The sequence below is a fragment of the Spiribacter halobius genome (genome assembly GCF_020883455.1).
GTDB classification, from domain to species: Bacteria; Pseudomonadota; Gammaproteobacteria; order Nitrococcales; family Nitrococcaceae; genus Sediminicurvatus; species Sediminicurvatus halobius.
Genome location: NZ_CP086615.1, coordinates 447,207 through 472,653, shown reverse-complemented (window position 1 = coordinate 472,653; position 25,447 = coordinate 447,207). Strand labels below are relative to the sequence as shown.

Annotated in this window: 21 protein-coding genes; 8 read left to right on the top strand and 13 right to left on the bottom strand. The window is 70.3% G+C overall.

What is annotated here, in order from left to right; genetic code table 11:
- Positions 1-117: 117 nt before the first annotated feature.
- From LMH63_RS02200 to LMH63_RS02180, 5 genes are all read right to left on the bottom strand, one after another.
- Positions 118-1,017, bottom strand: a complete 900-nt coding sequence (locus LMH63_RS02200) for an AAA family ATPase (RefSeq protein ID WP_109678998.1) — start codon at positions 1,015-1,017, stop codon at positions 118-120.
- A gap of 185 nt (positions 1,018-1,202) precedes the next feature.
- Positions 1,203-1,997, bottom strand: coding sequence for an FAD binding domain-containing protein (locus LMH63_RS02195; protein ID WP_109678999.1), 795 nt, complete (start codon positions 1,995-1,997; stop codon positions 1,203-1,205).
- 49 nt (positions 1,998-2,046) lie between these two features.
- Positions 2,047-4,428 (bottom strand): xanthine dehydrogenase family protein molybdopterin-binding subunit, encoded by a 2,382-nt coding sequence (locus LMH63_RS02190; protein WP_109679000.1) that lies wholly within the window; start codon positions 4,426-4,428, stop codon positions 2,047-2,049.
- Position 4,429: 1 nt separating this feature from the next.
- A complete protein-coding gene (locus LMH63_RS02185) occupies positions 4,430-4,897 on the bottom strand; it encodes a (2Fe-2S)-binding protein (RefSeq protein ID WP_109679001.1) in 468 nt (155 codons plus the stop codon).
- Between the two features lie 155 nt (positions 4,898-5,052).
- Entirely contained in the window at positions 5,053-5,631 is a 579-nt protein-coding gene (locus LMH63_RS02180; protein WP_158280390.1) for an SRPBCC family protein, read from the bottom strand.
- A gap of 149 nt (positions 5,632-5,780) precedes the next feature.
- Between LMH63_RS02180 and LMH63_RS02175 the strand changes: the two genes are divergently transcribed.
- Both LMH63_RS02175 and LMH63_RS02170 read left to right on the top strand, forming a co-directional pair.
- Positions 5,781-6,248: a copper chaperone PCu(A)C gene (locus LMH63_RS02175; RefSeq protein WP_109679003.1), complete on the top strand. Its 468-nt coding sequence runs from the start codon at positions 5,781-5,783 to the stop codon at positions 6,246-6,248.
- A gap of 164 nt (positions 6,249-6,412) precedes the next feature.
- Positions 6,413-7,957 (top strand): CoA-acylating methylmalonate-semialdehyde dehydrogenase, encoded by a 1,545-nt coding sequence (locus LMH63_RS02170; RefSeq protein WP_109679004.1) that lies wholly within the window; start codon positions 6,413-6,415, stop codon positions 7,955-7,957.
- 274 nt (positions 7,958-8,231) lie between these two features.
- Here LMH63_RS02170 and LMH63_RS02165 read toward each other — a convergent pair whose 3' ends face one another.
- Complete coding sequence (locus LMH63_RS02165; RefSeq protein ID WP_109679005.1) at positions 8,232-9,884, bottom strand: acyl-CoA dehydrogenase family protein; 1,653 nt, start codon at positions 9,882-9,884, stop codon at positions 8,232-8,234.
- A gap of 132 nt (positions 9,885-10,016) precedes the next feature.
- Between LMH63_RS02165 and LMH63_RS02160 the strand changes: the two genes are divergently transcribed.
- On the top strand, positions 10,017-10,601 hold the full coding sequence (locus tag LMH63_RS02160; protein ID WP_109679006.1) for a DJ-1/PfpI family protein: 585 nt from the start codon (positions 10,017-10,019) through the stop codon (positions 10,599-10,601).
- A 71-nt stretch (positions 10,602-10,672) separates the two neighbouring features.
- Positions 10,673-11,599 carry an AEC family transporter gene (locus tag LMH63_RS02155; RefSeq protein WP_109679007.1) on the top strand — a complete coding sequence of 309 codons (927 nt, stop codon included), beginning with the start codon at positions 10,673-10,675 and terminating at the stop codon, positions 11,597-11,599.
- A gap of 135 nt (positions 11,600-11,734) precedes the next feature.
- Here the strand turns inward: LMH63_RS02155 and clpB are convergent, their stop codons facing one another.
- The 3 genes from clpB to rluD form a co-directional block, all read right to left on the bottom strand.
- Positions 11,735-14,332, bottom strand: coding sequence for an ATP-dependent chaperone ClpB (gene clpB, locus LMH63_RS02150; protein WP_109679008.1), 2,598 nt, complete (start codon positions 14,330-14,332; stop codon positions 11,735-11,737).
- A 248-nt stretch (positions 14,333-14,580) separates the two neighbouring features.
- Positions 14,581-15,321 carry a peptidoglycan editing factor PgeF gene (pgeF, locus tag LMH63_RS02145; RefSeq protein WP_109679009.1) on the bottom strand — a complete coding sequence of 247 codons (741 nt, stop codon included), beginning with the start codon at positions 15,319-15,321 and terminating at the stop codon, positions 14,581-14,583.
- A 9-nt stretch (positions 15,322-15,330) separates the two neighbouring features.
- Positions 15,331-16,281 carry a 23S rRNA pseudouridine(1911/1915/1917) synthase RluD gene (gene rluD / locus LMH63_RS02140; RefSeq protein WP_109679010.1) on the bottom strand — a complete coding sequence of 317 codons (951 nt, stop codon included), beginning with the start codon at positions 16,279-16,281 and terminating at the stop codon, positions 15,331-15,333.
- Between the two features lie 70 nt (positions 16,282-16,351).
- On the opposite strand from rluD, the gene LMH63_RS02135 reads away from it, so the two are divergent.
- The gene (locus LMH63_RS02135; RefSeq protein WP_109679011.1) at positions 16,352-17,257 is read left to right on the top strand and encodes an outer membrane protein assembly factor BamD; all 906 of its coding nucleotides are present in this window, start codon (positions 16,352-16,354) and stop codon (positions 17,255-17,257) included.
- A gap of 11 nt (positions 17,258-17,268) precedes the next feature.
- Here LMH63_RS02135 and glnB read toward each other — a convergent pair whose 3' ends face one another.
- From glnB to sucC, 4 genes are all read right to left on the bottom strand, one after another.
- Positions 17,269-17,607 (bottom strand): nitrogen regulatory protein P-II, encoded by a 339-nt coding sequence (gene glnB, locus LMH63_RS02130; RefSeq protein WP_109679012.1) that lies wholly within the window; start codon positions 17,605-17,607, stop codon positions 17,269-17,271.
- A gap of 265 nt (positions 17,608-17,872) precedes the next feature.
- Positions 17,873-19,498, bottom strand: a complete 1,626-nt coding sequence (locus LMH63_RS02125; protein WP_109679013.1) for an NAD+ synthase — start codon at positions 19,496-19,498, stop codon at positions 17,873-17,875.
- 273 nt (positions 19,499-19,771) lie between these two features.
- Positions 19,772-20,644: a succinate--CoA ligase subunit alpha gene (gene sucD / locus LMH63_RS02120; RefSeq protein WP_109679014.1), complete on the bottom strand. Its 873-nt coding sequence runs from the start codon at positions 20,642-20,644 to the stop codon at positions 19,772-19,774.
- A 35-nt stretch (positions 20,645-20,679) separates the two neighbouring features.
- Complete coding sequence (gene sucC / locus LMH63_RS02115; RefSeq protein ID WP_109679015.1) at positions 20,680-21,849, bottom strand: ADP-forming succinate--CoA ligase subunit beta; 1,170 nt, start codon at positions 21,847-21,849, stop codon at positions 20,680-20,682.
- A 408-nt stretch (positions 21,850-22,257) separates the two neighbouring features.
- On the opposite strand from sucC, the gene LMH63_RS02110 reads away from it, so the two are divergent.
- From LMH63_RS02110 to LMH63_RS02100, 3 genes are read left to right on the top strand one after another with little or no spacing between them, the layout of a single operon-like run.
- Positions 22,258-22,857, top strand: a complete 600-nt coding sequence (locus LMH63_RS02110) for a hypothetical protein (RefSeq protein WP_109679016.1) — start codon at positions 22,258-22,260, stop codon at positions 22,855-22,857.
- A 27-nt stretch (positions 22,858-22,884) separates the two neighbouring features.
- On the top strand, positions 22,885-23,913 hold the full coding sequence (locus LMH63_RS02105; protein ID WP_109679017.1) for a sensor histidine kinase: 1,029 nt from the start codon (positions 22,885-22,887) through the stop codon (positions 23,911-23,913).
- Positions 23,910-25,244: a sigma-54-dependent transcriptional regulator gene (locus LMH63_RS02100; protein WP_109679018.1), complete on the top strand. Its 1,335-nt coding sequence runs from the start codon at positions 23,910-23,912 to the stop codon at positions 25,242-25,244. Before LMH63_RS02105 ends, LMH63_RS02100 begins: the two co-directional genes overlap by 4 nt.
- Positions 25,245-25,447 lie beyond the last annotated feature (203 nt).

Here is a 25,447-nt window from a genome sequence, read left to right as displayed (position 1 = left end):
TTCGCGGTCGGAGCCCCCTGCCACTGGAAGCACATGCCTCCCCGGAAACCGCCTCGGAGGCCAATCCTCACTTTGAACTTTGAACTTTGAACTTTGAACTTTGAACTGGAGGCCCCGTCAGGGCCCCAGCTCCGCATTGACCCGCGCGATCAGCGCCTCGATCTCCTGCAGGTCCATGCGCTCCAGGTCCTCCTGGTATTTGAGCACGGCGCCGAGGGTGTCGCGGACGATGTCCGGGTCGAGGCTGAGGGTGTCCAGGGCGGTGAGGGCGCGGGACCAGTCGATGGTCTCGGCGACGCCGGGGACCTTGTAGAGGTCGCGCTCGCGCAGGGCCTGGACGAAGGCGACCACCTGCCGGCCCAGACGGTCCATCAGCTGCGGGACGCGGCGATGGACGATGGCGAGCTCCCGGTGCAGATCCGGGTAGTCCACCCAGTGGTAGAGGCACCGGCGCTTGACGGCGTCATGGATCTCGCGGGTGCGGTTGGATGTGATCACCACGATGGGCGGACGCTCGGCGCGAATGGTGCCAAGCTCCGGGATGCTCACCTGGAAGTCCGAAAGCACCTCGAGCAGAAAGGCCTCGAAGGGGGCATCGGTGCGGTCGAGCTCGTCGATGAGCAGCACCGGCGGACCGGCCGGGTCCTCGGTGAGCGCCTGCAGCAACGGCCGACGAATCAGGAACCGCTCGTCGAACACGTCCGCCGCGAGGTGCTCGCGATCCGGCTGCCCCGCCGCCTCTGCGAGGCGGATCTCCATCATCTGCCGGGGGTAGTCCCACTCATAGAGCGCCGAGGCGACGTCCAGGCCCTCGTAGCACTGCAGCCGCACCAGCCGCCGCCCGAGCTGGCGCGCCAGCACCGCGGCCACCTCGGTCTTGCCGACGCCGGCCTCGCCCTCCAGGAACAGCGGCCGCTCCAGCCGCAGCGCAAGGAACACGACCGTCGCCAGCCGCCGCTCGGCAACGTAATCCCCCGCCTCCAGCAGCGCCTGCACGTCATCGACGGTTTCGATCATCTCTCCTGTCTTTTCCGTTCCTCTCGGGGCCCGTCATTAAACACAACGACACAACGGGCACAACGGAAGCACAACGTAAGAGATTAAATTGATTGACGTTGTGCCCCGTTGTGTTCGTGGTGTCGTTGTGTTGAACAAGCGGCCGCGAACCCGCACGACAGCCCGAACCAGCTGCTTACCCCAAGCTAGGAAGCCGCGGCTACCGCGCGCTTGGCCATGACGCCGATGAGGTTGGCGCGGTAGGCGGCGGTGCCGTGGATGTCCTCGTTGAGGCCGTCGGGGTCGATGGTGATGCCGTCCAGGGCATCGGCGCGGAAGTCGCTGGCCAGCGCCTGCTCCATGGGCGGGACCCGGAAGGCGCAGGGGCCAGCACCCGTGACGGCGACGCGCACGCCATCGCCGGTCTCCGCCACCATCACACCCACCAGGGCGTAGCGCGACGCCGGCTGCGGGAATTTGGCGTAGCCCGCGCGCTTCGGGATCGGGAAACGGATCTCGCGGATCAGCTCGCCGGGCTCCAGCGCCGTCTCAAAGAGATCCACGAAGAAGTCATCGGCGGCGATCTCGCGCCTGGTGGTCACCACCGTGGCGCCGAGGCCGAGCACGCCCGCCGGATAGTCCGCGGCGGGGTCGCTGTTGGCCACGGAGCCGCCGAGGGTGCCCATGTTGCGTACCTGGGCGTCGCCGATGCCGCTGGCGAGCTCCGCCAGCGCAGGGATCGCATCGCGCACCGTGGGGTCGGCCGCGACCTCGGCGTGGCGGGTGGTGGCGCCGATCACCAGGCTCTGGCCCTCACGGCGCACGCCGTGCAGCTCGGGGATGGCGCCGAGATCCACCAGATCCGAGGGCATCGCGAGCCGCTGGCGCAGGCTCTGCAGCAGGGTCTGGCCACCGGCCAGCGGCGTGGCGTCCTCGCCCTGGCCGAGCAGGTTCAGCGCCTCGTCCAGGCTCTTCGGGCGATGGAAGTCGAAGGCATACATGGTTGGGCCTCCTGTTCAGCGGGCACCGGCCACGCCGGTGCCCTGGGGATTACGCCGCGGCCCGGCCGCGAGCCGCCTGGATGGCCTGCCAGACCCGGTGCGGGGTGGCAGGCATGTCCAGGTGCTCCACACCCAGGGGGCGCAGGGCATCCAGGACGGCGTTGATTACCGCCGGCGGGGCGCCGATGGCGCCGGCCTCGCCGCAGCCCTTCACCCCCAGCGGGTTGTGGGTGCAGGGCGTGCCGTGCATGTCCACCCGGAAGCTCGGCAGATCATCGGCCCGGGGCATCGTGTAATCCATGTACGTGCCGGTGACGAGCTGGCCGCTGTCCGGATCGTAGACGCAGCCCTCCAGCAGCGCCTGGCCGATGCCCTGGGCGAGCCCGCCGTGGACCTGGCCCTCCACGATCATCGGGTTGATGACGTTGCCGAAGTCGTCCACCGCGGTGAAGCTCACGATCTCCACCCGCCCGGTGTCCGGGTCCACCTCCACCTCGCAGATGTGGCTGCCCGCCGGATAGGTGAAGTTGCTCGGGTCGTAGAAGGCGGTCTCGTCGAGCCCGGGCTCCACCTCCTCCAGCGGGTAGTTGTGGGGCACGTAGGCCGAGAAGGCGACCTCCGCCATGGCGAGCTGCCGGTCGGTACCGGCGATGCGGAAGACGCCATTGTCGTACTCGACGTCATCCTCGCTGGCCTCGAGCATGTGCGCGGCGATCTTCTTCGACTTGGCGATGATCTTGTCCAGCGCCCGCATCAGCGCCGAACCGCCCACGGCCAGCGAGCGCGAGCCGTAGGTGCCCATGCCGAAGGGCACCCGGTCGGTGTCGCCGTGCACCACCTCCACGTCCTCGATGGGCAGGCCGAGCCGCTCGGAGACGATCTGGGCGAAGGTGGTCTCATGGCCCTGGCCGTGGCTGTGGGAGCCGGTGAATACGGTCACCTTGCCGGTCGGATGCAGCCGGATCTGCCCGGACTCGTAGAGCCCGGCGCGGGCGCCGAGAGCGCCGGCGATGCGCGACGGCGCGAGTCCGCAGGCCTCGATGTAGGTGCTGTAGCCAAGCCCCCGCCGGCGGCCCCGCCGCTCGGACTCCTGCCGCCGCTGCTCGAAGCCGGCGACGTCCGCCAACTCCATGGCCCGCTCCAGAGTCGCCTCGTAGTCGCCCACGTCGTAGGTCAGGGCCACAGGCGTCTGGTAGGGGAAGGCGTCCTTCGGGATGAAGTTGCGCCGGCGGATCTCGTCCTGGGTCAGGCCCATGTCCCAGGCCGCCTGGGTGACCAGGCGCTCCAGCACATAGGTCGCCTCCGGGCGGCCGGCGCCGCGGTACGCGTCCACTGGGGCGGTATGGGTGAACACGGCCGTCACCTCGCAGTGGATCTGCGGCGTGCGGTACTGCCCGGCCAGCAGCGTGGCGTAGAGGATGGTGGGCACGCAGGACGCGAACAGCGACAGGTAGGCCCCGAGGTTCGCCGTGGTCTTCACCCGCAGGCCGAGGAAGTGGCCCTGCTCGTCCATGGCCATCTCGGCGGTGGTGACGTGGTCGCGGCCGTGGGCATCCGAGAGGAAGGACTCGGAGCGCTCGGCGGTCCAGCGAATCGGCCGGCCCACCTTTTTCGAGGCCCAGGTGAGCACCGCCTCCTCGGCGTAGTGGTAGATCTTGGAGCCGAAGCCGCCGCCCACGTCCGGGGCCACCACCCGGAGCTTGTGCTCGGGGATGGCGAGCACGAAAGCACACATCACCATGCGGATGAGGTGCGGATTCTGGCTCGAGGTGTAGAGAGTGTAGCGGTCCTCCCCCGGGGAGTGGGTGGCGATCACCGCCCGCGGCTCGATGGCGTTGGGGATGAGGCGGTTGTTGACGATATCCACGCGGCTCACGTGGCTCGCCTGGCGGAACGCCGCGTCGGTGGCATCGGCGTCGCCGAGGGCCCAGGTGTAGCAGCGGTTGTCCGGCAGGTCCTCGTGGACTTTAGGCGCGCCCGGGTCGAGGGCGTCGGCGGTGGCGGTCACCGCTTCCAGCATCTCGTAGTCCACTTCCACCAGCTCCGCGGCGTCCTTGGCCTGCCAGAAGCTCTCGGCGATGACGACGGCCACGTGGTCGCCGACGTAGCGCACCGTGTCCCGGGCCAGCGGGTAATGCGGCGGCTCGTGCATCGGGCTGCCGTCGCTGCCGGTGATGAGCCAGCCGCAGGGAATGCCGCCGACACCGTCGGCGGCGAGATCCGCGCCGGTATAGACGGCGATCACGCCGGGCGCGCGCCGCGCCTCCTCGGCGTCGATCCCGCGGATGCGGGCATGGGCGTGGGGCGAGCGCACGAAGCAGGCGGCCACCTCGCCCGGGAAGTGCAGATCGTCGGTGTAGCGGCCCTGGCCGCGCAGGAAGCGCTCGTCCTCGCGGCGCTCGATGGCCTTGCCGATGCCGGTCTCGCTCATGTCAGCTGCCTCCCATCTCGGCGGCGGCGCTCTGCACCGCGCGCACGATGTTGTGGTAGCCCGTGCAGCGGCAGTAGTTGCCTTCCAGCTGCTCGCGCACCGTGTGCTCATCGGGGTTGGGGTGGCGCTGCACCAGGTCGACGGCGGCCATGACCATGCCCGGGGTGCAGAAGCCACACTGCAGGCCGTGGCATTCGCGGAAGGCGGCCTGCATGGGATGCAGCTCGCCGTCGGGGGCGAGCCCTTCGATGGTGGTGACCTCGGTGCCTTCGGCCTGCCCGGCGAGTACGCTGCAGGCCTTCACCGCACGGCCGTCCAGGTGCACGGTGCAGGCGCCGCACTGGCCGGTGTCACAGCCTACATGGGTGCCGGTGAGCCCGAGCGGGCCGCGCAGGAGCTCCACCAGGGTGGTGCGCGGATCCACCTCGGCACTGGCCGGGCGGCCGTTGACCGTGAGCGATACGTTCATGCGGCTCTCCTCCTCTGACTCGGCCCCGCGGCGCTGGCGCGGGGCTCGTGTTCGGCCTACCGGGCAATCCTGCTAGCCCGCCTATCTCACCTATTCATCCGATCCAGGGCCCGCAACCCCCGGATACAGCTGGCGAGGGCAACCCGGGGGCATCCTCAGGACTCGCCGCGCTTCCAGAATTTCCAGCCATGGCCACTGCCGGATGCGCCCGCCGCCGCGTCGTCACCGCCGCTTTCGGCTGCGGCGGGAGCGTCGTTGCCATCGCTGGCCGCTTCCTCGCCGGCCGGCACCGGCTCTCCGCCCAGATGGCGCGTGAAGCTGTCAAAGAACTGGTCGGAGAGCTTGCGCGCGGTGCCATCCAGCAGGCGGGAGCCCACCTGGGCCAGCTTGCCGCCGACCTTGGCCCGGGCGACATAGCGGATGTGGCAGCCGCCGTCGCCGTCGGCTTCCAGCTCGACGTCCGCGGAGCCCTTGGCGAAGCCGGCGCCACCCTGGCCCTCGAAGCTCAGGGTGTAGCGCTCCGGGGGCTCGGCGTCGGTGATGCGGATATGGCCGCGGAAGCGGGCCTTGACGGGGCCTACCCTGGTGGTCACGGCGGTCTCGTAGACGTCCGCCTCGAGCCGCTCCATGGCCTCGCAGCCGGGTATGCAGGCCTGCAGCACCGCGGGGTCGTTCAGGGCATCCCAGACGGTGTCGCGCTCGATGGGCAGGTGGCGGGCACTCGTCATCTCCATCGGGGGCGACCTCCCTGTTCCGCGTCGGCTGGTGCACCCGTTATAGAACGACTGCCTGCCGGACGCACTCTTGCGCTGCAGCAACGCCATCGGCGGCCGCCTGCCGGTCGGATAGACTGGCATAAGCCGCAATCTTCAAGGAGGCTCCCGTGCTATCACGCCGCGCCCTGCCAGCCCTGCTGCTCTGTCTGCTCGCGCCGCTGGCCGTGGCCGACCCCGGCCCGGAGATCCGCGGCGTCTGGGCGCGCGCCACGCCGCCCATGATCGAGAACGGTGCGGTGTATTTCGAGATCGTGAACCCCGCCCCCCGGGCCGACACCCTGCTGGGTGTGGAGACGCCGCGCGTGCCGCGGGCGGAACTGCACCGCTCCGACACCAGCAGCGGGCAGGCACGCATGGCGCACACGCCAAGGGTGCAGGTGCCGGCCGAGGGCGCCGTGCGCTTCGAGCCCGGCGGGCGACATGTAATGCTGATGGGCCTGCAGGAGCCGCTGCAGGCCGGCGAGCGCTTCCCGCTGACGCTGCGCTTCGAGCGCGCGGGTGAGGTCACCGTGGAGGTAACCGTGCAGCCGGCAACCGCGATGGGGCCGCCGGAAGCCGACGATACCCCGAACTGAGGGACCGGCTGCAGGGGATTCGCGGCGGTGGCGACACCCCCGCTGGTCGCCGCCTGTTGCCGGACCGCGCCGTCGCTGGAGCAGTGTTGTACCCTGGGGGGTGGCAAGGCGCCCGGGTCTTCCAGCCGGTGCGCGCCCCTGAATACGCATTGGAGGAGAGCGCCATGAGTACCGCTTCCCAGGACGTCCCGGCGGCCGCCGGGCGTGACAGCACCCTGCATCACTGGATCGGCGGCCGCGTGGTAGAGGACCGCGGTGGCCGCCGGGGTCCCCTCTACAATCCGGCCACCGGCGAGCAGAGCGGCGAGGTGGCCCTCGCCGACCCCACCCAGGTGCGCGACGCCATCGATGTCGCCAGCGAGGCGCAGGCCGCCTGGGCGGCGACACCGCCGCTGCGCCGTGCCCGGGTGATGTTCCGCTTCAAGGAGCTCATCGAGCGCGACCACGAACGCCTGGCCCGGGCCATCACCCGGGAGCACGGCAAGACCTTCTCCGACGCCAAGGGCGAGGTCACCCGCGGGCTCGAGGTGGTGGAGTTCGCCTGCGGCATCCCGCATCTGCTCAAGGGCGAGCACTCCATCGACGTCGGCAGCGACGTGGACAGCTGGTCGCAGCAGCAACCCGTGGGCGTCTGCGCGGGCATCACGCCCTTCAACTTCCCGGCCATGGTGCCCATGTGGATGTTCCCCGTGGCCATCGCCTGCGGCAACAGCTTCATCCTCAAGCCCTCGGAGAAGGACCCCTCGACGCCGCTGCTGCTGGCCGAGCTGCTCACCGAGGCGGGCCTGCCGGATGGCGTGTTCAACGTCGTCAACGGCGACAAGGCGGCGGTGGACACGCTGCTGGAGGATCCGCGGGTCGGCGCCATCAGCTTCGTCGGCTCCACGCCCATCGCCGAGTACATCTATGCCCACGGCGCCGCCCACGGCAAGCGGGTGCAGGCCCTCGGCGGCGCCAAGAACCACATGGTGGTGATGCCCGACGCCGACCTGGACGGCGCCGTGGATGCCCTCATGGGCGCCGCCTATGGCTCCGCCGGCGAGCGCTGCATGGCGATCTCCGTCGCGGTGCCGGTAGGCGAGAAGACCGCCGACGCCCTGGTGGAGCGCCTGGCCGAGCGGGTGCGCGGCCTCCGTATCGGCGACGGGCTCGCCGAGCCGGAGCCGGAGATGGGGCCGCTGGTCACCCGCGAGCACCTGGAGAAGGTCCGAGGCTACCTCGACATCGGCGTCGCCGAGGGCGCGGAGCTGGTGGTGGACGGCCGCGAGGTCCGCGGCGACGGCCCCCAGAGCGGGTTCTTCATCGGCGGCTCGCTGTTCGACCGGGTCCGCCCCGGCATGCGCGTGCACAGCGAGGAGATCTTCGGCCCGGTGCTCTCGGTGGTGCGGGCGAAGGACTTCGACGAGGCCGTGGACATCGTCAACGGCCACGAGTACGGCAATGGCACGGCGATCTTCACCCGCGACGGGGACGCCGCCCGCACCTATACCCAGCGCATCCAGGTGGGCATGGTGGGCATCAACGTGCCGATTCCCGTGCCCATGGCCTTCCACAGCTTCGGCGGCTGGAAGCGCTCGCGCTTCGGCGTCCTCCACGCCCACGGCCCGGAGGCGGTGCGCTTCTACACCCAGATGAAGACCGTCACCCAGCGCTGGCCCAAGGGCGTGCGCGGCGAGGAGAACCACTTCGTGATGCCGACCATGAAGTGACGAAAAGGGCCCGCTCCTGGCGGGCCCTTTTCGTAGTGGGAAAGTTCGGAGTTCGAGGTTCAAAGGGCGGGGGGGCTGATCGGGCGCCTGCCATGGGCACGGTGGCGCGGCAGCCCCCGGAACCCGTAGGTCGTGCGCGGCGCAGCCGCGTGCGACGCCCGAGGAAGACACGCCAGCCCCGGCGGCAGCTGGCGTGGAGCGGCCGGGCACCACCGTCGACTCGCGTCTGCGACTGACACTCGGCACGTCGCACGCGGCTGCCGCCGCGCACGACCTACGGGCTCACCCCGGCGCGCTCGAGGATGGTCGCGGTGTCCGTCTCCGGGGCCAGGGTGCCGAAGGCGAGGCCCGCCTCGCCGCCCAGGCGGCTTGCACAGAAGGCGTCCGCCACCGCTGCCGGCGCGTGCTGCACCAGCAGGCTCGCCTGCAGGGTAAGCGCCATCAGCTCGGTGATGCGCCGGGCGCGCCGCTGCGGCTCGCTATCATCGGTCAGCGCCGTGCGCAGGCGATCCAGCGCGGCATCCAGATGGCGATGGCCGCCGCGGCCAGCCTCCACCTCGGCGAGAAAGGCCGGCACGGTCTCCGGCGTGCGCTGCATGGCGCGCAGAACGTCCAGGCAGATGACGTTGCCCGAGCCCTCCCAGATGCCGTTCAGCGGCGCCTCGCGATAGAGCCGGGGCAGAATCGACTCCTCCACGTATCCCCCGCCGCCGAGGCACTCCATGGCCTCGGCAATGGCCTGGGGCGCTCGCTTGTTGGTCCAGTACTTGGCCACCGCGGTGGCCAGCCGCGTGAACAGCCGCGCCTGCTCGTCGTCCCCGGCGCGGTCATAGGCCCCCGCAACGCGCAGCACCATGGCCAGCCCGCCCTCCAGCTCGAGGGCGAGGTCCGCGAGCACGAGCCGCATCAGTGGCTGCTCCAGCAGCGGCGCGCCGAAGGCCCGGCGATGGCGGCAGTGGTGCAGTGCCTGCACCAGCGCCTGGCGCAGCATGCCCACCGGTGCCACCGCGGCGTCGAGCCGGGTCTGCTGCACCATCTCGATGATGGTGCGCACGCCCTCGCCTTCGCCGCCGATGGCCTCGGCCCAGGTATCCCGGTACTCGATCTCCGCGGAGGCGTTGGCGCGGTTGCCGCACTTGTCCTTGAGCCGCTGGATGAGGAACGGATTACGCGTGCCGTCGGGCTGCCAGCGCGGCACGAGGAAGCAGGTCAGGCCGCCCGGCGCCTGTGCCAGGGTAAGGAAGGCGTCCGACATCGGCGCCGAGCAGAACCACTTGTGCCCGGTGAGCCGCCAGTGCTCGCCGTCGGCCACGGCCCGGGTGGCATTCGCCCGCACGTCCGAGCCCCCCTGCTTCTCGGTCATGGCCATGCCGACGGTGACGCCGTGCTTTTCCTCCGCGGGCAGGCAGCGCGGGTCGTAGCGCGCCGACAGCACCCGCGGCTCCCAGATGCCCGCCACCCCGGGTGCCCGGCGCAGGGCGGGGATGGCGGCGTGGGTCATCGTGACCGGGCAGCAGACGCCCTGTTCCGGCTGAGTGAGCTGATAGAGCCCGGCGACGTGGGCGAGATGGCCGCCCTCCCCCTGCCGCGTCCAGGCAATGCGATGCACCTCGCCCTCGATGGCGCGGGTCATCAACGCATGGTAGGACGGGTGGTAGCGCACCTCGTCGAGCCGGCGACCGTGCCGGTCGAAGGACACCAGCTCCGGCGGGCAGCGGTTGGCGAGCACGCCCTGCTCGAACCAGATCTCGCGGCCGAGGTCCGCGCCCAGCTCGGCGAGAAAACGACCGACCCAGTCGGGCCCCTCGCGGTCGACCACGCGCCGCAGCCCCGGGTCGTCGCCCCAGAGATCCTGGTCGCCGACCTCCGGGGGCTGATTCTCCACGCGATGCGTCCCAAGCTCGGTTCGGGGCTGGCGGTGCGTCATGGCGGCCTCCGCAGCGGCGAGGCGTTTTCAGCTAGCACACCGCCGCGGGCGCCAAACGTCAAGCGAGGCTGCCCGCTGAGCCATCGCCCGCGGTACAGTGCTCGGCGTCGCGCCACCAAGGAGGACGACCCCATGAGCGGAAAGCGGATCCTGATGATTGTCGGCGACTTCGGCGAGGACTACGAGATCATGGTGCCCTTTCAGGCGCTGCAGGCGGTGGGCCATACGGTGCACGCCGTCTGTCCCGACCGCCATGCCGGCGAGGGCGTGCGCACGGCCATTCACGACTTCGAGGGCGATCAGACGTACACCGAGAAGCCCGGCCACAACTTCCAGCTCAACGCGAGCTTCGCCACGGTCGAGGCGTCGCAGTACGATGCGCTGGTTCTGCCTGGCGGCCGCGCACCGGAATACCTGCGGCTCGACGAGCGCGTGCTCGACCTGGTCCGCCAGTTCGACAGCGCCGGTAAGCCCATGGCCGTGATCTGTCATGGCGCCCAGATACTGGCCGCGGCCCAGACCATCAAGGGCCGACGCGTCTCCGCCTACCCGGCCTGCGCCCCGGAGGTGCGGCTCGCCGGCGGCGAGTACGCGGAGATCGAGGTGAACGATGCGGTCACCGACGGCCATCTCGTCACCGCACCGGCCTGGCCGGCCCATCCCGCCTGGCTCGCGCAGTTCCTGGCCGTTCTCGGCACGCGCATCAGCCACGACTGACCCACCCCGGCGCCGCCGCCCTGGCGGCGCCGGGGTGGCGGCCTCCGACACCACGACCACAGCGACCACCCGTGAGCAATCTCGGCCCCATCCTTGCCGCACTGCTGCCGCTGTTCGCCCTTATCGTGGCGGGCGCGGTGCTGCAGCGCCTGGACTTCCCCGGTGGCGACTTCTGGTCGCGGCTCGAGCGGCTGATCTACTACGTACTGTTCCCGGCGCTGCTGGTGGAGGGGCTCGCCACGGCGGACGTAGCCGCAAGCCAGCTGCCAGGGATGGTGGCGGCGACGACACTGACGATTCTGGCCATGAGCGCCGCCCTGTTCGCGTTGCGGCCGTTGCTGCGGGTGGACGGCCCGGGCCTCACCTCCGTGTACCAGGGCGCGGTGCGCTTCAACACCTATCTGGGCATCGCCATCGCGCTGGCCCTCTACGGCGAGCCGGTGATGGCGCCGGCGGCGCTGGTGCTGGCCCTGCTCATACCGCTGGTGAACGTCGGCTCGGTGCTGATGCTGACGATCTACGCGGGCGGCGCGACGGACGCCGGGGCACTGGCCCGGGGGCTTGCCCGCAACCCGCTGATCCTCGCCTGCCTCGCCGGACTCGCGCTCAACCTCACCGGTATCGGCCTCAACACGCACCTCGCCTCGCTGCTCGACATCGCCGGTTCGGCGGCGGTGCCGCTCGGGCTGATGACCGTCGGGGCGGGGCTGCGGCTTAGCCGCGTCTGGCGGGATGCCGGCACCCTGGTGCAGACCACCGTGCTCAAGCTCGCCCTCATGCCGGCAGTGGCCTGGCTCGCGGCCGGGCTGTTCGCCCTGGACACCCTCGAGACCCGGGCGCTGGTGCTCATCGCGGCCCTGCCCACCGCGCCCTCGGCCTACATCCTGGCGCGGCAGATGGGCGGCGATCACCGCCTGGTCGCCAGCATCCTTACGCTGCAGACCGCCGCCGCGGCGGTAACCCTGCCGGTGGTGCTGAGCCTGCTGGAGCGGGCCTGAGCAGGCGCCGCGGGAGCGCCCCCGACCGAAGCGACCTCCGACCGCGGGAGCGTGCAGAGCCCGGTCCGGTATGCCGCTGCGCGGCGTTTCGCGGTCGGAGGCCGCTCCCACGGGGCAGCCTCCGCCAGGGCAGCGTCAGGCCACCTCGGCCTCGGCCACCCGCTCGAAGGTGAGCTCGCCGTTCTCGACGTCCACCCGGATATGGTCGCCGGGTCCGAAGTCGCCCTGCAGGATGCGCTGGGCGAGGGCGTTCTCCACCCGCTGCTGGAGCACCCGCTTCAGCGGCCGGGCGCCGTAGATCGGGTCGAAGCCCGCCTCGCCGATGAGGTCCAGCGCTGCTTCGCTGAGCTCCAGGTCCATATCCCGGTCACGCAGGCGCTCGCTGAGGTAGCGCACCTGAATGCCGGTGATCCGGCGGATGTGCTCGCGACCAAGGGCGTGGAAGACCACCACGTCGTCGATCCGGTTGAGGAACTCCGGGCGGAAGTGCTGGGAGACCACACCCATCACCGTCCGCTTCATCTCGTCGTAGTCCTCCTCGCTGCCCTGCTCCTGGATCAGGTGCGAGCCGAGGTTGGAGGTCATGACGATGACCGTGTTGCGGAAGTCCACGGTACGCCCGTGGCTGTCCGTGAGCCGGCCGTCGTCCAGCACCTGCAGCAGGATGTTGAACACATCCGCATGGGCCTTCTCCACCTCGTCGAGCAGGATCACCGAGTAGGGCTTGCGGCGCACGTGCTCGGTGAGATAGCCGCCCTCCTCATAGCCGACATAGCCCGGCGGCGCGCCGATGAGCCGCGCGACGGAGTGCTTCTCCATGAACTCCGACATGTCGATGCGGATCATCGCCTCCTCGGTGTCGAACAGGAAGCCGGCCAGCGCCTTGCAGAGCTCCGTCTTGCCGACACCCGTCGGCCCGAGGAAGAGGAACGAGCCGTTCGGCCGGTTCGGGTCGGCGAGCCCCGCGCGGGAGCGGCGGATGGCGTTGGAAACCGCGGCCACTGCCTCGTCCTGGCCCACCACGCGCTCGCGCAGCGCCTCCTCCATGCGCAGGAGCTTGTCGCGCTCGCCCTCGAGCATCTTCGAGACGGGGATCCCCGTCCACTTGGACACCACCTCGGCGATCTCCTCCTCGGTGACGCTGTTCCGCAGCAGCCGCATCTCCTGCATCTCGGCCTGGGCGGCCATGTCGAGCTGGCGCTCGAGCTCGGGGATGCGCCCGTACTGCAGCTCGGACATCCGCCCGAGGTCGCCGGCGCGGCGGGCCGTCTCGAGCTCCTGACGGGCCTGCTCCAGCGCCTCCTTGATGTGCTGGGTGCCCTCCACCGCCGCCTTCTCGGAGTTCCAGATCTCCTCGAGCTCGTTGTACTCGCGCTCGATCTCGGCGATCTCCTCCTCCAGCGAGGCGAGCCGCTTCTTCGAGGCCTCGTCGGTCTCCTTGTTGAGCGCCTCGCGCTCGATCTTGAGCTGGATGAGCCGCCGCTCCAGCCGGTCCATCTCCTCGGGCTTGGAGTCGATCTCGATGCGGATGCGGCTCGCCGCCTCGTCGATGAGGTCGATGGCCTTGTCCGGCAGCTTGCGGTCGGTGATGTAACGATGCGAGAGCGTCGCCGCCCCGACGATGGCCGGGTCGGTGATCTCCACGCCGTGGTGGACCTCGTAGCGCTCCTTCAGGCCGCGCAGGATGGCCACCGTGTCCTCCACGCTCGGCTCGTCCACCAGCACCTTCTGGAAGCGCCGCTCGAGAGCGGCGTCCTTCTCGATGTTCTTGCGGTACTCATCGAGCGTGGTGGCGCCGATGCAATGCAGCTCGCCCCGGGCGAGGGCGGGCTTGAGCATGTTGCCGGCGTCCATGGAGCCCTCGGCCCTGCCGGCGCCGACAATGGTGTGGATCTCGTCGATGAAGAGGATGATCTCCCCCTCCTGCTTGGCGAGATCCTTGAGGATCGCCTTCATGCGCTCCTCGAAGTCACCGCGGTACTTCGCGCCGGCCACCAGCGCGCCCATGTCCAGCGCCAGCACACGCTTGTTCTTCAGCGCCTCCGGCACCTCGCCGTTGACGATGCGCTGGGCAAGGCCCTCGACGATGGCCGTCTTGCCGACGCCGGGCTCACCGATCAGCACCGGGTTGTTCTTGGTGCGGCGCTGGAGCACCTGCACGGTGCGCCGGATCTCCTCGTCGCGGCCGATCACCGGATCGAGCTTGCCCTGCTCGGCGCGCTCGGTGAGGTCGATGGTGTACTTCTCCAGCGCCTGGCGCTGGTCCTCGGCGTTCGGGTCGTCCACGCTCTCGCCGCCGCGGGCCTCGTCAATGGCCTGCTCCAGGGCACTCGCGTTGGCCCCCGACTTGGTCAGCACCTCGCCGAGGCGGGACTTGCCATCCTGCACCGCCGCGAGCAGGAACAGCTCGCTCGAGACGTACTGATCCTTGCGCTTCTGGGCGAGCTTGTCGGTGAGATTGAGCAGGCGCCCGAGCTCGTTGGAGATGTGCACCTCGCCGCCCGTGCCCGAGACCGTGGGCAGGCGGTCCAGCGCATTGCCGAGCTGCGAGCGCAGGTAGTTGACGTTGACGCCGGCCTGCTGCAGCAGGTGGCGCACGCCGCCCCCCTCCTGGTCGAGCATGGCGGTCATCAGGTGCTCGGGCTCGATGAACTGGTGATCCCGGCCCACCGCCACCGACTGCGCCTCGGCCAGCGCCTGCTGGAATTTCGTCGTGAGCTTGTCCATCCGCATGGGGAGAAAACCTCGAAAATCTTGCGTTGCGACTATGCCTCCCTAGATGAGGGGCTGCCCCGGGCTTTCCAATGGTGGGCTGTGGAAAAGACTTGACCAGGGTCAATGGGAGAGGGCCGAAAGCGCGGCCGCGCCCGCGATCGCGGTCATACGCGAAGGTGTTCCACGTGTCGTCCAGGGCGTAGCCGTGTGCGACATCCCATGCCGTGAACCCGCTGCCGACCCCCACCGGAACGCGCTGGCCCCGATTACTGCATCCAGACCAGTGCCGCCATGCGTCCGGTGCGGCCGTCGCGGCGGTAGGAGAAGAAGCGTGCGGGGTCGCTGTAGGTGCAAAGGCCACCGCCGTGGATGGCGGCCACCCCCGCGCCGGCGAGGCGGCGGCGGGCAAGGCCGCCCAGGTCCGCCAGCCAGCGCCCGGCCGGAGACGGCCGGAAGCACCCGGTGGCCCCGCTATCACCGTCCAGGAAGGCCTCCCGCACCTCGACGCCGACCTCAAAGGCGTCGGGCCCGATACACGGGCCGAGCCACGCGACGAGGGCGCCCGGGCCAACCGGGAGCGCCGCCACCGTCGCCTCCAGCACCCCACCGGCGAGGCCGCGCCAGCCGGCATGGGCGGCGGCGACGCAACGGCCGTCACGGTCGGCGAGCAGGACAGGCAGGCAGTCCGCCACCAGCACGGCGCACACGGCCCCCGGCCGGTCGCTCCACACCGCGTCCGCCTCGGTGACATCCGGCATCACCTCGTCGGCGTGCACCACACGACGCCCGTGAACCTGGGCGAGCCAGGACGGTACGGCGGGTAGAGCCGCCAGATGCCGGAGGCGCCCGCGATTGGCGGCGACGGCCGACGGGTCGTCGCCGGCACGGGTGCCCAGGTTCAGGGTGTCGAACGGGGGCTTGCTGACACCACCAGCCCGGGTGGTCGCCAGGGCGCACACCCCCGGAGGCCGAGGCCAGTCGGGAAGTAACAGATGTCTGACGCTCATGACCGCAGCCTACCGGTCCGCCAGCACCCGGAGCAGGCTGTCGAAGTCCGCCGGCAGCGGGGAGGTCCAGCTCAGCGTCTCACCGGTGGCCGGATGGCGGAGGGTGAGCCGCTCGGCGTGCAGGGCCTGGCGGCGGAAGCCGCGCAGGGCGTCGGTCACCGTCTTGTCGGCGCCGGGGGGCAGGCGCAGCCGCCCGCCATAGAGCGGGTCACCCACGATGGGATGACGGATGTGGGCCATATGCACGCGGATCTGGTGGGTGCGGCCGGTCTCGAGGCGGCAGCGCAGCAGCGTATGCGCCGGAAAGCGCCGCTCGATGCGATAGTGGGTGACCGCCGGCTTGCCGTCCTCCCGCACCGCCATGCGCAGGCGGTCCCGCGGATGGCGGCCGATGGCGGCCTCGACGTGGCCCCCGGCGGTGAAGGTGCCCGCCACCAGGGCCAGATACTCCCGGCCCACGCTGCGCGCCTGGAGCTGGGCGACGAGGTCGGTGTGGGCCGGCAGCGTGCGGGCCACGACCATGAGCCCCGAGGTCTCGCGGTCGAGCCGATGGACGATGCCGGCACGGGGCACGGCGGCCAGTGCCGGGTCGTGGTGCAGCAGGGCGTTCTGCAGTGTGCCCTCGCGGTTGCCCGCCCCCGGATGCACCACCAGGCCCGCCGGCTTGTCGATCACCAGCAGGCTGTCGTCCTCGTGCACCACGGTGAGCGGAATGGCCTCCGCCTCTGCCGGACCCTCGGCCTCCAGCACCGCCTCCAGCACGACCTGCTCGCCACCCTGCACCGCCGCCCGCGGCCGCGGTGTCGCTCCGTCCACGCGCAGCGCCCCCTCGCGCAGCCAGCGCTGCAGGCGGCTGCGGGAGAACTCCGGGAAGAGCTCCGCCAGCGCCCGGTCCAGGCGCTGGCCGGCGGCCGCCTCCGGGATCACCGCCGCGCGTTGGATGGTTTCTTCTCGGCTCATCGTCGCCCCTTCACAGGACCACACTTTTCTCTAGACTGTCGGCTTCACTGCACACGCCACGGACCGCTGCATGCTGCGCCTCCTTGCTACTCTCGCGCTGGCTCTGCTCCTCGCCGGATGCGCGTCCAACGAGCCGGTGGACGACGACGCCGCCGCCGCCGAGCTGTACGAGTCCGCCACCGCGGCCATCGAGCGCGGCGACTGGACCACCGCCACCCAGGAGCTCGAGGCGCTGCAGGCGCAGTACCCGTTCGGCGCCTACGCCACCCAGGCGCAGCTCGACATCATCTACGTCTACTACCGCGCCGGCGAAACCGAGTCCGCCGTGGCCGCCGCGGAGCGCTTCCGGCGCATCAACCCGCGCCATCCGGCAGTGCCCTACAGCTGGTACATGGAGGGCGTCGCCCAGCAGGAGGCCGGGCAGGATACGCTCACGCGCTGGTTCGGGATCGAGCGCAGCGCCCGTGACCCGGTGCCCCTGGAGCGCGCCTATCAGGCCCTGCGGACCCTGGTGGAACGCTTCCCGGACAGCGACTACCGCAGCGACGCCGAGGCGCGCATGGCGGTAATCTTCGATCAGCTCGCGAGCTACGAGCTCTCGGTGGCGGAATTCTACGCCGCCCGCCAGGCGTGGGTCGCCGCCGCCCGGCGCTCGATCCACGTGCTGGACAACTACCCGCGGACTGTGGCCATACCCGGCGCCCTGGACGTCCTCGAGACCGCCTACCGCGCCCTCGAGCTGCAGGACCTCGCCGCCAGCGTCGCCCGGGTGCGCCAGCTCGACCTGCCCACCAGCGGGCGCTTCGAGGCTCCGGCGAGGGACGGGATCCCGGAGCTGCCGGATCCGCCGGAGTCCGACGATGGGGAGTCGGTACCGCTGCCCGGTCAGGACCAGCCGCAGCCGGCACCGCCGGCACCGCGCCCGCCGGGGCCGGGCGGCCCGAGCCCGATACCAGGGCCTGGACCGGGGGTCTGAGGCGCCCGGGCTCAGATCGCCTGATCGTTCTCCTCGCCGGTGCGGATACGCACGGCGCGCTCCACCGGGGTGACGAACACCTTGCCGTCGCCGATCTTGCCGGTCTGGGCGGCCTTGATGATGGCCTCCACGCAGCGGTCCACCAGGTCGTCGGCCACGACGATCTCGATGCGCATCTTGGGCAGGAAGTCCACCACGTACTCCGCGCCCCGGTAGAGCTCGGTGTGCCCCTTCTGGCGGCCGAAGCCCTTCACCTCGGTGACCGTCATCCCGTGGATCCCCACCTCGGAGATCGCCTCGCGCACGTCGTCCAGCTTGAACGGCTTGACGATGGCCTCGATCTTCTTCATCCCAACGCTCCTGGATCCGGAAATCGGCGTGGAGTGTATCAGCCCACGGCCCAGTGCGGCTTTCGGCGGTGACTGTGGGAGTTGACCGCAAAGGCGCGAAGGACGCCAAGAACGCGCAAAGCTTTGATGTTTCCTGGCACCGTTGATGACGCCGGGGGGTTCCTGAGCCGAGGCGCTGCCGCTCACGAGCCATGCTCCAAGCAACATCTCTCCGCTTAGCGTCCTTTGCGCCTTTGCGGTGATCCCCTCTCCCGGTGGCCTCGCCTCACCGCCCGAACCCGGAAGTGATGGGGTACCGCCGGTCGCGGCCGAAGGCCTTGGCGGTGACCTTGACGCCGGGGGCGGCCTGGCGGCGCTTGTATTCGTTGCGGTGGACCAGGCGCACGACCCGGGCCACGGTGGCGTGGTCGTGGCCGGCGGCGACGATCTCCTCGATGCTCGCGTCCTCCTCCACGTAGGCGGCGAGGATGGCGTCGAGCTCCGGGTAGTCGGGGAGGCTGTCGGTGTCCTTCTGGTCCGGGGCGAGCTCGGCGCTGGGGGGGCGGGTGAAGATGTTCTCCGGGATCACTGCCCCGAGCTCGTTGCGGTAGCGCGCAAGCCGGTAGACCTCGGTCTTGAAGATATCCTTCAGCGGCGAGAAGCCGCCGACCATGTCGCCGTAGAGCGTGGCGTAGCCCACCGCCATCTCGCTCTTGTTGCCAGTGGCGAGCACCAGGCCGCCGAGCTTGTTGGAGACGGCCATCAGCAGCGCGCCCCGGATGCGCGACTGCAGGTTCTCCTCGGTGACGTCCGCCGGCCGGCCGGAGAACACCGGCGCGAGCGCGGCGGTGAAGCCGTTGAAGATATCCTCGATGGCGACCGTGTCGTAGCGCACCCCCAGGGCCTCGGCCACCGCACCGGCGTCGGTACGGCTCATGTCCGAGGTGTAGCGGGTGGGCATCATCACGCAGTGCACCCGCTCGGGGCCGAGGGCGTCCACGGCGATGCAGGCCGTGAGCGCCGAGTCCATGCCGCCGGAGAGGCCGATCACCACGCCGGGGAAGCGGTTCTTCTCGATGTAGTCGCGCACGCCCCAGACCAGCGCTTCGTAGACCACCGCCTCGTCCGAGGGGTCGTCCTCGATCTCGCCCTCCAGGGGCTGCCACTGGCCGTGGATGCGGGCGAGGTCCACCGGGTAGAGCCCGGTGCGGAAGCGCGGCGCCCGCACCATGAGGTCCGCCTCGCCGTCAAAGGCGCAGGAGCCACCGTCGTAGACCACCTCGTCCTGCCCGCCGGCCATGTTGCAGTAGAGGATCGGCAGCCCGGTCTCGCCAATGCGCTCGCGCAGCACCGCCTCCCGCGCCATCCACTTGTACTGGTCGAAGGGCGAGGCGTTGATGTTGACCACCACCTCGGCGCCAGCCGCGGCCGCCTCCGCCACCGGCCCGGGGTGCCAGGCGTCCTCGCAGACGGTCACCCCCACCCTGCAGCCGGCCACCTCCACCACGCAGGCACCCTCGCCGGGCGTGAAATAGCGGCGATCGTCGAAGACGCCGTAGGTGGGCAGGTGGTGCTTGCCGTAGGTGCCGAGGAGCTCGCCGTCGCGCAGGACGAGGGCGGCGTTGAGCAGCCCCTCCTCGTCCAGCATCGGCGCGCCGATGATGACGGTGATGCCGCGCACGCCCTCCTGGATGCGACGGATGCCGGCCTCCACCGCGCGGATGAAGTCCGCGCGCAGGAGCAGGTCGTCCGGCGGATAGCCGGTGAGGGTGAGCTCAGGGAAGATCACCGCCTCGGCGCCGAGATCGTCCCGCGCCGACTCCGCCGCCGCGATCGCGGCCTCGGTATTCCCGGCGACGTCCCCGACCAGCAGGTTGATCTGGGCCATCGCAAAGCGGATCTGCTCGGTCATCGGGCCGCCCCGTCAGCGCCGTGGAAGAGCACCCGATGCTACCGAACCCGGCGCCGCCCGGGAATGCGGTTGGTTCCGCTCCGGCGCCGATCGACTCCGTTCCAGCGCCGGGATCAAACACCACGACACCACGGTCACAACGAATCACAACGGTAGAAGGAATGGATAGAGCACGAAATTGCCCCATCCAGCCTTTCTCTAATCGTTGTGATCCGTTGTGCTCGTGGTGTCGTTGTGTTTCAAGCAGGCCCTAAAACAGGCACGGCGCAGGACTCAGCCCGTGAAGAACTCGCTCACGCGCTCGCCGATTTCGGCCGGGGAGCGGACGGTGGCCACGCCGGCCTTCTCCAGGGCGCCGAACTTGTCCCTGGCCGTGCCCTTGCCGCCGCTGATGATGGCGCCGGCGTGGCCCATGCGCTTGCCGGGGGGTGCGGTGACGCCGGCGATGTACGCCACCACGGGCTTGCGCACGTTGGACTGGATGAACTCCGCGGCCTCCTCCTCGGCGGTACCGCCGATCTCGCCCACCATCACCATGCCCTTGGTCTGGCGGTCGGCCTCGAAGCGCTCGAGGACGTCGATGAAGCTCATGCCCTGGATCGGGTCGCCGCCGATGCCGACACAGGTGCTCTGACCGAGGCCGATGTCGGTGGTCTGCTTCACCGCCTCGTAGGTGAGGGTGCCCGAGCGGGAGACGATGCCGATGGAGCCGGCCTTGTGGATGTGGCCCGGCATGATGCCGATCTTGCACTCGTTGGGGGTGATGATGCCGGGGCAGTTGGGGCCGATGAGGGTGGCGTCGTAGAAGTCGAGCGCGGCCTTGACCTTCAGCATGTCCAGCACCGGGATGCCCTCGGTGATGCAGGCGATGACCTTGATGCCCGCTTCGGCGGCCTCGAGGATCGCGTCCGCGGCAAAGGCGGCCGGGACGTAGATCATGGAGGCGTCGGCGCCGGTCTGGTCCACCGCGTCACGCACGGTGTTGAACACCGGACGATCCAGATGCGTCTCGCCGCCTCGGCCTGGTGTCGTGCCGCCGACGACGTTGGTGCCGTAGGCGATGCACTGCTCGGCGTGGAAGGTGCCCTGCTTGCCGGTGAAGCCCTGGACGATGACCTTGGTGTGCTTGTCCACCAGAATGCTCATGGTGCGGATTCCTCGTTGTCTGTCCGGGTTCGCGGTCAGGCGCCAACGGCGGCCACGACCTTCTTCGCGCCGTCGGTGAGATCGTCCGCCGGGATGATGTCCAGGCCGCTCTCGGCGAGCAGCTTCTTGCCCTGCTCGACGTTGGTGCCCTCCAGGCGCACGACCACCGGGGCCTGCACCCCGACCTCCTTCACCGCCGCAATGATGCCCTCGGCGATCATGTCGCAGCGGACGATGCCGCCGAAGATGTTCACCAGAATGCCCTGCACGTCGGGGCTCGCCGAGATGATCTTGAACGCCTCGGTGACGCGCTCCTTGTTGGTGCCGCCGCCGACGTCGAGGAAGTTGGCGGGCTCCCCGCCGTGGAGCTTGATCACGTCCATGGTGGCCATGGCGAGGCCGGCCCCGTTGACCATGCAGCCGATGTTGCCGTCCAGGGTGATGTAGTTCAGGCCGTGCTCGGCGGCCTGAACCTCCGTCTCGTCCTCCTGGGTGACGTCGCGCATCTCGGCGATCTCCGCCTGGCGGTTCACCTCGATGGCGTTGTCGTCGACGTTGATCTTGGCATCCAGCGCCAGCAGCTCGTCGTCGCCGGTGACGATCAGCGGGTTGATCTCGATGAGGCTCAGATCGCGCTCGGTGAAGCAGCGGTAGAGCCCGGACATGATCTGGGTGAGCTGCTTGATCTGCGCGGGCGAGAGCCCGAGGGCGAAGCCCATCTGCCGGCACTGGTAGGGCTGCAGACCGGCCACCGGGTTCACCCGCACGGTGATGATCTTCTCCGGCTCGGTGGCGGCCACCTCCTCGATGTCCATACCGCCGGCGGCGGACCCCATGAACACCACCCGCTTGCTGCCGCGGTCCACCAGGGCGCCGAGGTAGATCTCCCGGGCGATGTCGAGCCCCTCCTCGATCATCACCGAGTTGATGGGCAGGCCGTGCTCGTCGGTCTGGTGAGTGACGAGGCGCTCGCCGAGCATGCCCTCTGTGTACTCGGCCACCTCGTCGAGGGTCTTTGCAAGCTTCACCCCGCCGGCCTTGCCGCGGCCCCCCGCGTGAACCTGGGCCTTGACCACCCAGACCTTGCCGCCGAGCTTCTCCGCCGCGGCCCTGGCCTCGGCCGGGGAGCGGGCGACGTAGCCCTTGGGGATCGGGATGCCGTACTGGCTGAAGATGTGCTTCGCCTGGAACTCGTGAAGATTCATGGGCGCCCTGCCTCCCTGAAAAAGACACGGCATTCTCCACCAAACGCCCTGGCGGTTCAAAAGCGCCCGACCGGCGCCCTTGCCCGGCGCGGGCGCTGCCGGGAAGACTGATGTGCCGACCCCGTCGCGGAATCAGCGCGTTGGCCACGTTACAACAGGAGCCCGCCGTAGGTCGTGCGCGGCGGCGCCGCGTGCGACGTCCCGCGCGGCCGGCCATACCGGATGCGCCCGAGTGCGCCAGCGCCGGCCCGGGACGTCGCACGCGGCGCCGCCGCGCACGACCTACCCGGGCTGGTCAGCCACGTTACTGGGGTAGGCGCGGACCGGGGGGATTCGGCGCTAGGGCGCGCCTCGCAAAGGCAGCATCGGGCACAGAGGCCTCACGGCAACCGGGGGAGACCGGGCAGAATGGACATCAACCCGGACAGCACCAGCGGAGTCACCGCCAGCATGCTCGCCGCCGAGACCGCGGAGCGCCACACGCCCGCCGCCGACGACCGCACCTGGAAGCCGCTGCGCATCCTCTGCGGCTACCGGCTGGTGGTGGCCATGCTGCTGGTGGGCGGCTTCGTCATCGATCAGGGGCAGCGGCTCTTCCCCATCGCCGACCCGGCGCTGTTCCTGCAGGCGGCCACGCTCTATCTGCTGCTGGGCGCGGCGGCCACCACGCTGGCCTTCGCCCGCCGGCCGCCGTTCCTCTGGCAGGTGCACGGCCAGGTGCTGGTGGACGCCCTCTGCCTCGCCGCCCTCATCCACGCCGGCGGCGAGCTCTTCAGCGGCCTCGGCATGTTCATGCTGGTGGCGGTGGCTGGCGCCAGCCTGCTGGTGGGCGTGCGGCTCGCGGCCTACTTCGCGGCGGTCGCCACGCTGGCGCTGTTCGGCCAGCAGGGGCTCTCCCACGCCGAGGGCATCGCCAGCAGCGGCGGCTATACCCAGGCCGCCGTGGTGGGGCTCGCGATCTTCGCCACCGCCATCGGCGGCTCCCTGCTGGCCCGCCGCGCGCGGTAGAGCGAGGCGCTGGCCGAGGCCCGGGGTGTGGACGTCGCCAACCTGGAGGCGCTCAATGCCCACATCGTGCAGCGGATGGACACGGGTATCATCGCCCTTGACCCCACCGGCCGTGTACGGCTCATCAACCGCGCCGCGCGCCAGCTCCTGGGCCATCTGCCAGGCGGCGACGGCCAGGCGCTGGGCGAGCTCTCACCCGCGCTGGAGGCCGCCTACGAGCAGTGGCGGGCGCACTGGGACAGCAACTCCGGGCCGCTGGCCGGCGACGGCGCCGAGTTCCTGCCCCGCTTCCAGCCCATCGGCCGCGGCGGGCGCAACGGCACGCTGATCTTCCTCGAGAACCTCTCGGAGATGCGCGCCCAGGTGCAGCAGGCCAAGCTCGCCTCCCTCGGCCGGCTCACCGCCAGCATCGCCCACGAGATCCGCAACCCGCTGGGCGCCATGCTCCAGGCGTCGCAGCTCCTCGGCGAGGCGGACTACCTCCAGCGCGGCGAGCAGCGGCTGGTGGGCATCATCGGCAAGCAGGGACGGCGGCTGAACCAGACCATCGAGAACGTCCTCCAGCTCTCCCGCCGCGCCCCGGCCAGCCGCCGACCGCTGGCCCTGGACGACTGGCTGCAGGCCTTCGCCGAGGAGTGGCGGGAGTCGCTGCCGCCGGGGCTGACGGAGCTGCATCTGGCGCTGGAGGTGGATCCGGCCCGGGGCCTGTTCGACCCGGACCACCTGCGCCAGATCATCGACAACCTCATGCGCAACGCGGTGGACCACGCCGGGGCTAACGGCCCACCCACGGTGCGCCTCGCCTGCGGGACCGGCAGCGACGGCCGCCCCTGGCTGGAGATCCAGGACAACGGCCCCGGTATCCCCGAGGAAATCCGCGACCGGCTTTTCGAGCCCTTCGCCACCACCTCGGCCACCGGCACCGGGCTCGGGCTGTATCTGGTGCGCGAGCTCTGCGAGGCCAACCAGGCCACGGTTACCCTGGACACGGAGCGCGAGGGCGCCTGCTTCCGGCTGCACCTCGCCGCCGCCCACGGCAGAGGAGACGCCGAATGAGCCGACCCCTGGCCCTGATCGTCGACGACGAGGCCGATATCCGCGAGCTCGCCGAGCTCACGCTCGCCCGCATGGACATCGAGGCACGCAGCGCCGCCAACCTGGAGTCTGCCTACGGGCTGCTGGAGCGCGAGCGCTTCGGCCTGTGCCTGACGGACATGCGCCTGCCGGACGGCGACGGGCTGGATCTGGTGCGCCACATCCAGAAGCACCACCCGCAGCTCCCGGTGGCCATGATCACCGCCTACGGCAGCGTCGACACCGCCATTCAGGCACTCAAGGCCGGCGCCTTCGACTTCGTCAGCAAGCCGGTGGACCTGCAGATCCTGCGGCGGCTGGTGGAGCACGCCTTCCGGCTCTCCGAGGAGCCGGTGGACCGCCGCTCGCGGGACACCCTGCTCGGCGAGTCGGCTACCATGCGCCGCATCCGCGCCACCATCGTCAAGCTCGCCCGCAGCCAGGCGCCGGTCTACATCTGCGGCGAGTCCGGCACCGGCAAGGAGCTCATCGCCCGGCTCATCCACGACAAGGGCCCGCGGCGGGACCAGCCCTTCGTGCCGGTGAACTGCGGCGCCATCCCCAGCGAGCTCATGGAGAGCGAGTTCTTCGGCCACAAGAAGGGCAGCTTCACCGGCGCCACCAGCGACAAGCAGGGCCTCTTCCAGGCCGCCGACGGCGGCACGCTGTTCCTCGACGAGGTGGCCGACCTGCCCCAGCACATGCAGGTGAAGCTCCTGCGCGCCATCCAGGAGAAGGCCGTGCGCCCGGTGGGCGCGAGCCGCGAGCAGCAGGTGGACGTGCGTATCCTCTCTGCCACCCACAAGGACCTCGCCGAGCTGGTGGAGTCCGGCGACTTCCGCCGCGACCTCTTCTACCGCATCAACGTCATCCAGCTCCGCGCCCCCAGCCTGCGCGAGCGCCCCGACGACATCCCCATGCTCGTCGACCACGTCCTCGAGCGCCTGGCGGACGGCGGCCAGCGCCCCCGCCTCGGCGAGACCGCCCTCGATCAGCTCAAGCGCTACCCGTTTCCGGGCAACGTCCGCGAGCTCGAAAACATCCTCGAGCGCGCCCTCACCCTCTGCGAGGGCGACGAGATCCAGCCCGAGGACCTCCAGCTCCCCGAGACCACCGGCGTCGAGCTCCCGGAGCCCCCCACCGCCGAGCCGGACGACGACTTTGAGCTCGAAGGGTATCTCGAGGGCATCGAGCGCGACCTCATCGAACGCGCCCTGGAGAAGACGAGATACAACAAGACCGCCGCCGCCCAGCTCCTCGGCATCAGCTTCCGCGCTCTCAGATACCGCCTGAAGAAGCTGAACATGGAGTAGCCCGGCCCAATCCGCAAGGGCTCACTCCCGTGGGCTCGGTCTCCGACCGCGATCCCCCGAAGACCGGGCGCTGGCCGTAGCACCGGCGCCCCCGCCGCGAACTCCCCGACCACCCAAAAACCTGCCCCTCCACGTCACCCGGCCCCACCTACCTGCCCAAGCACGTCAGCCAAACGCCCAAAACGTCACCAAAAATGGCAGCA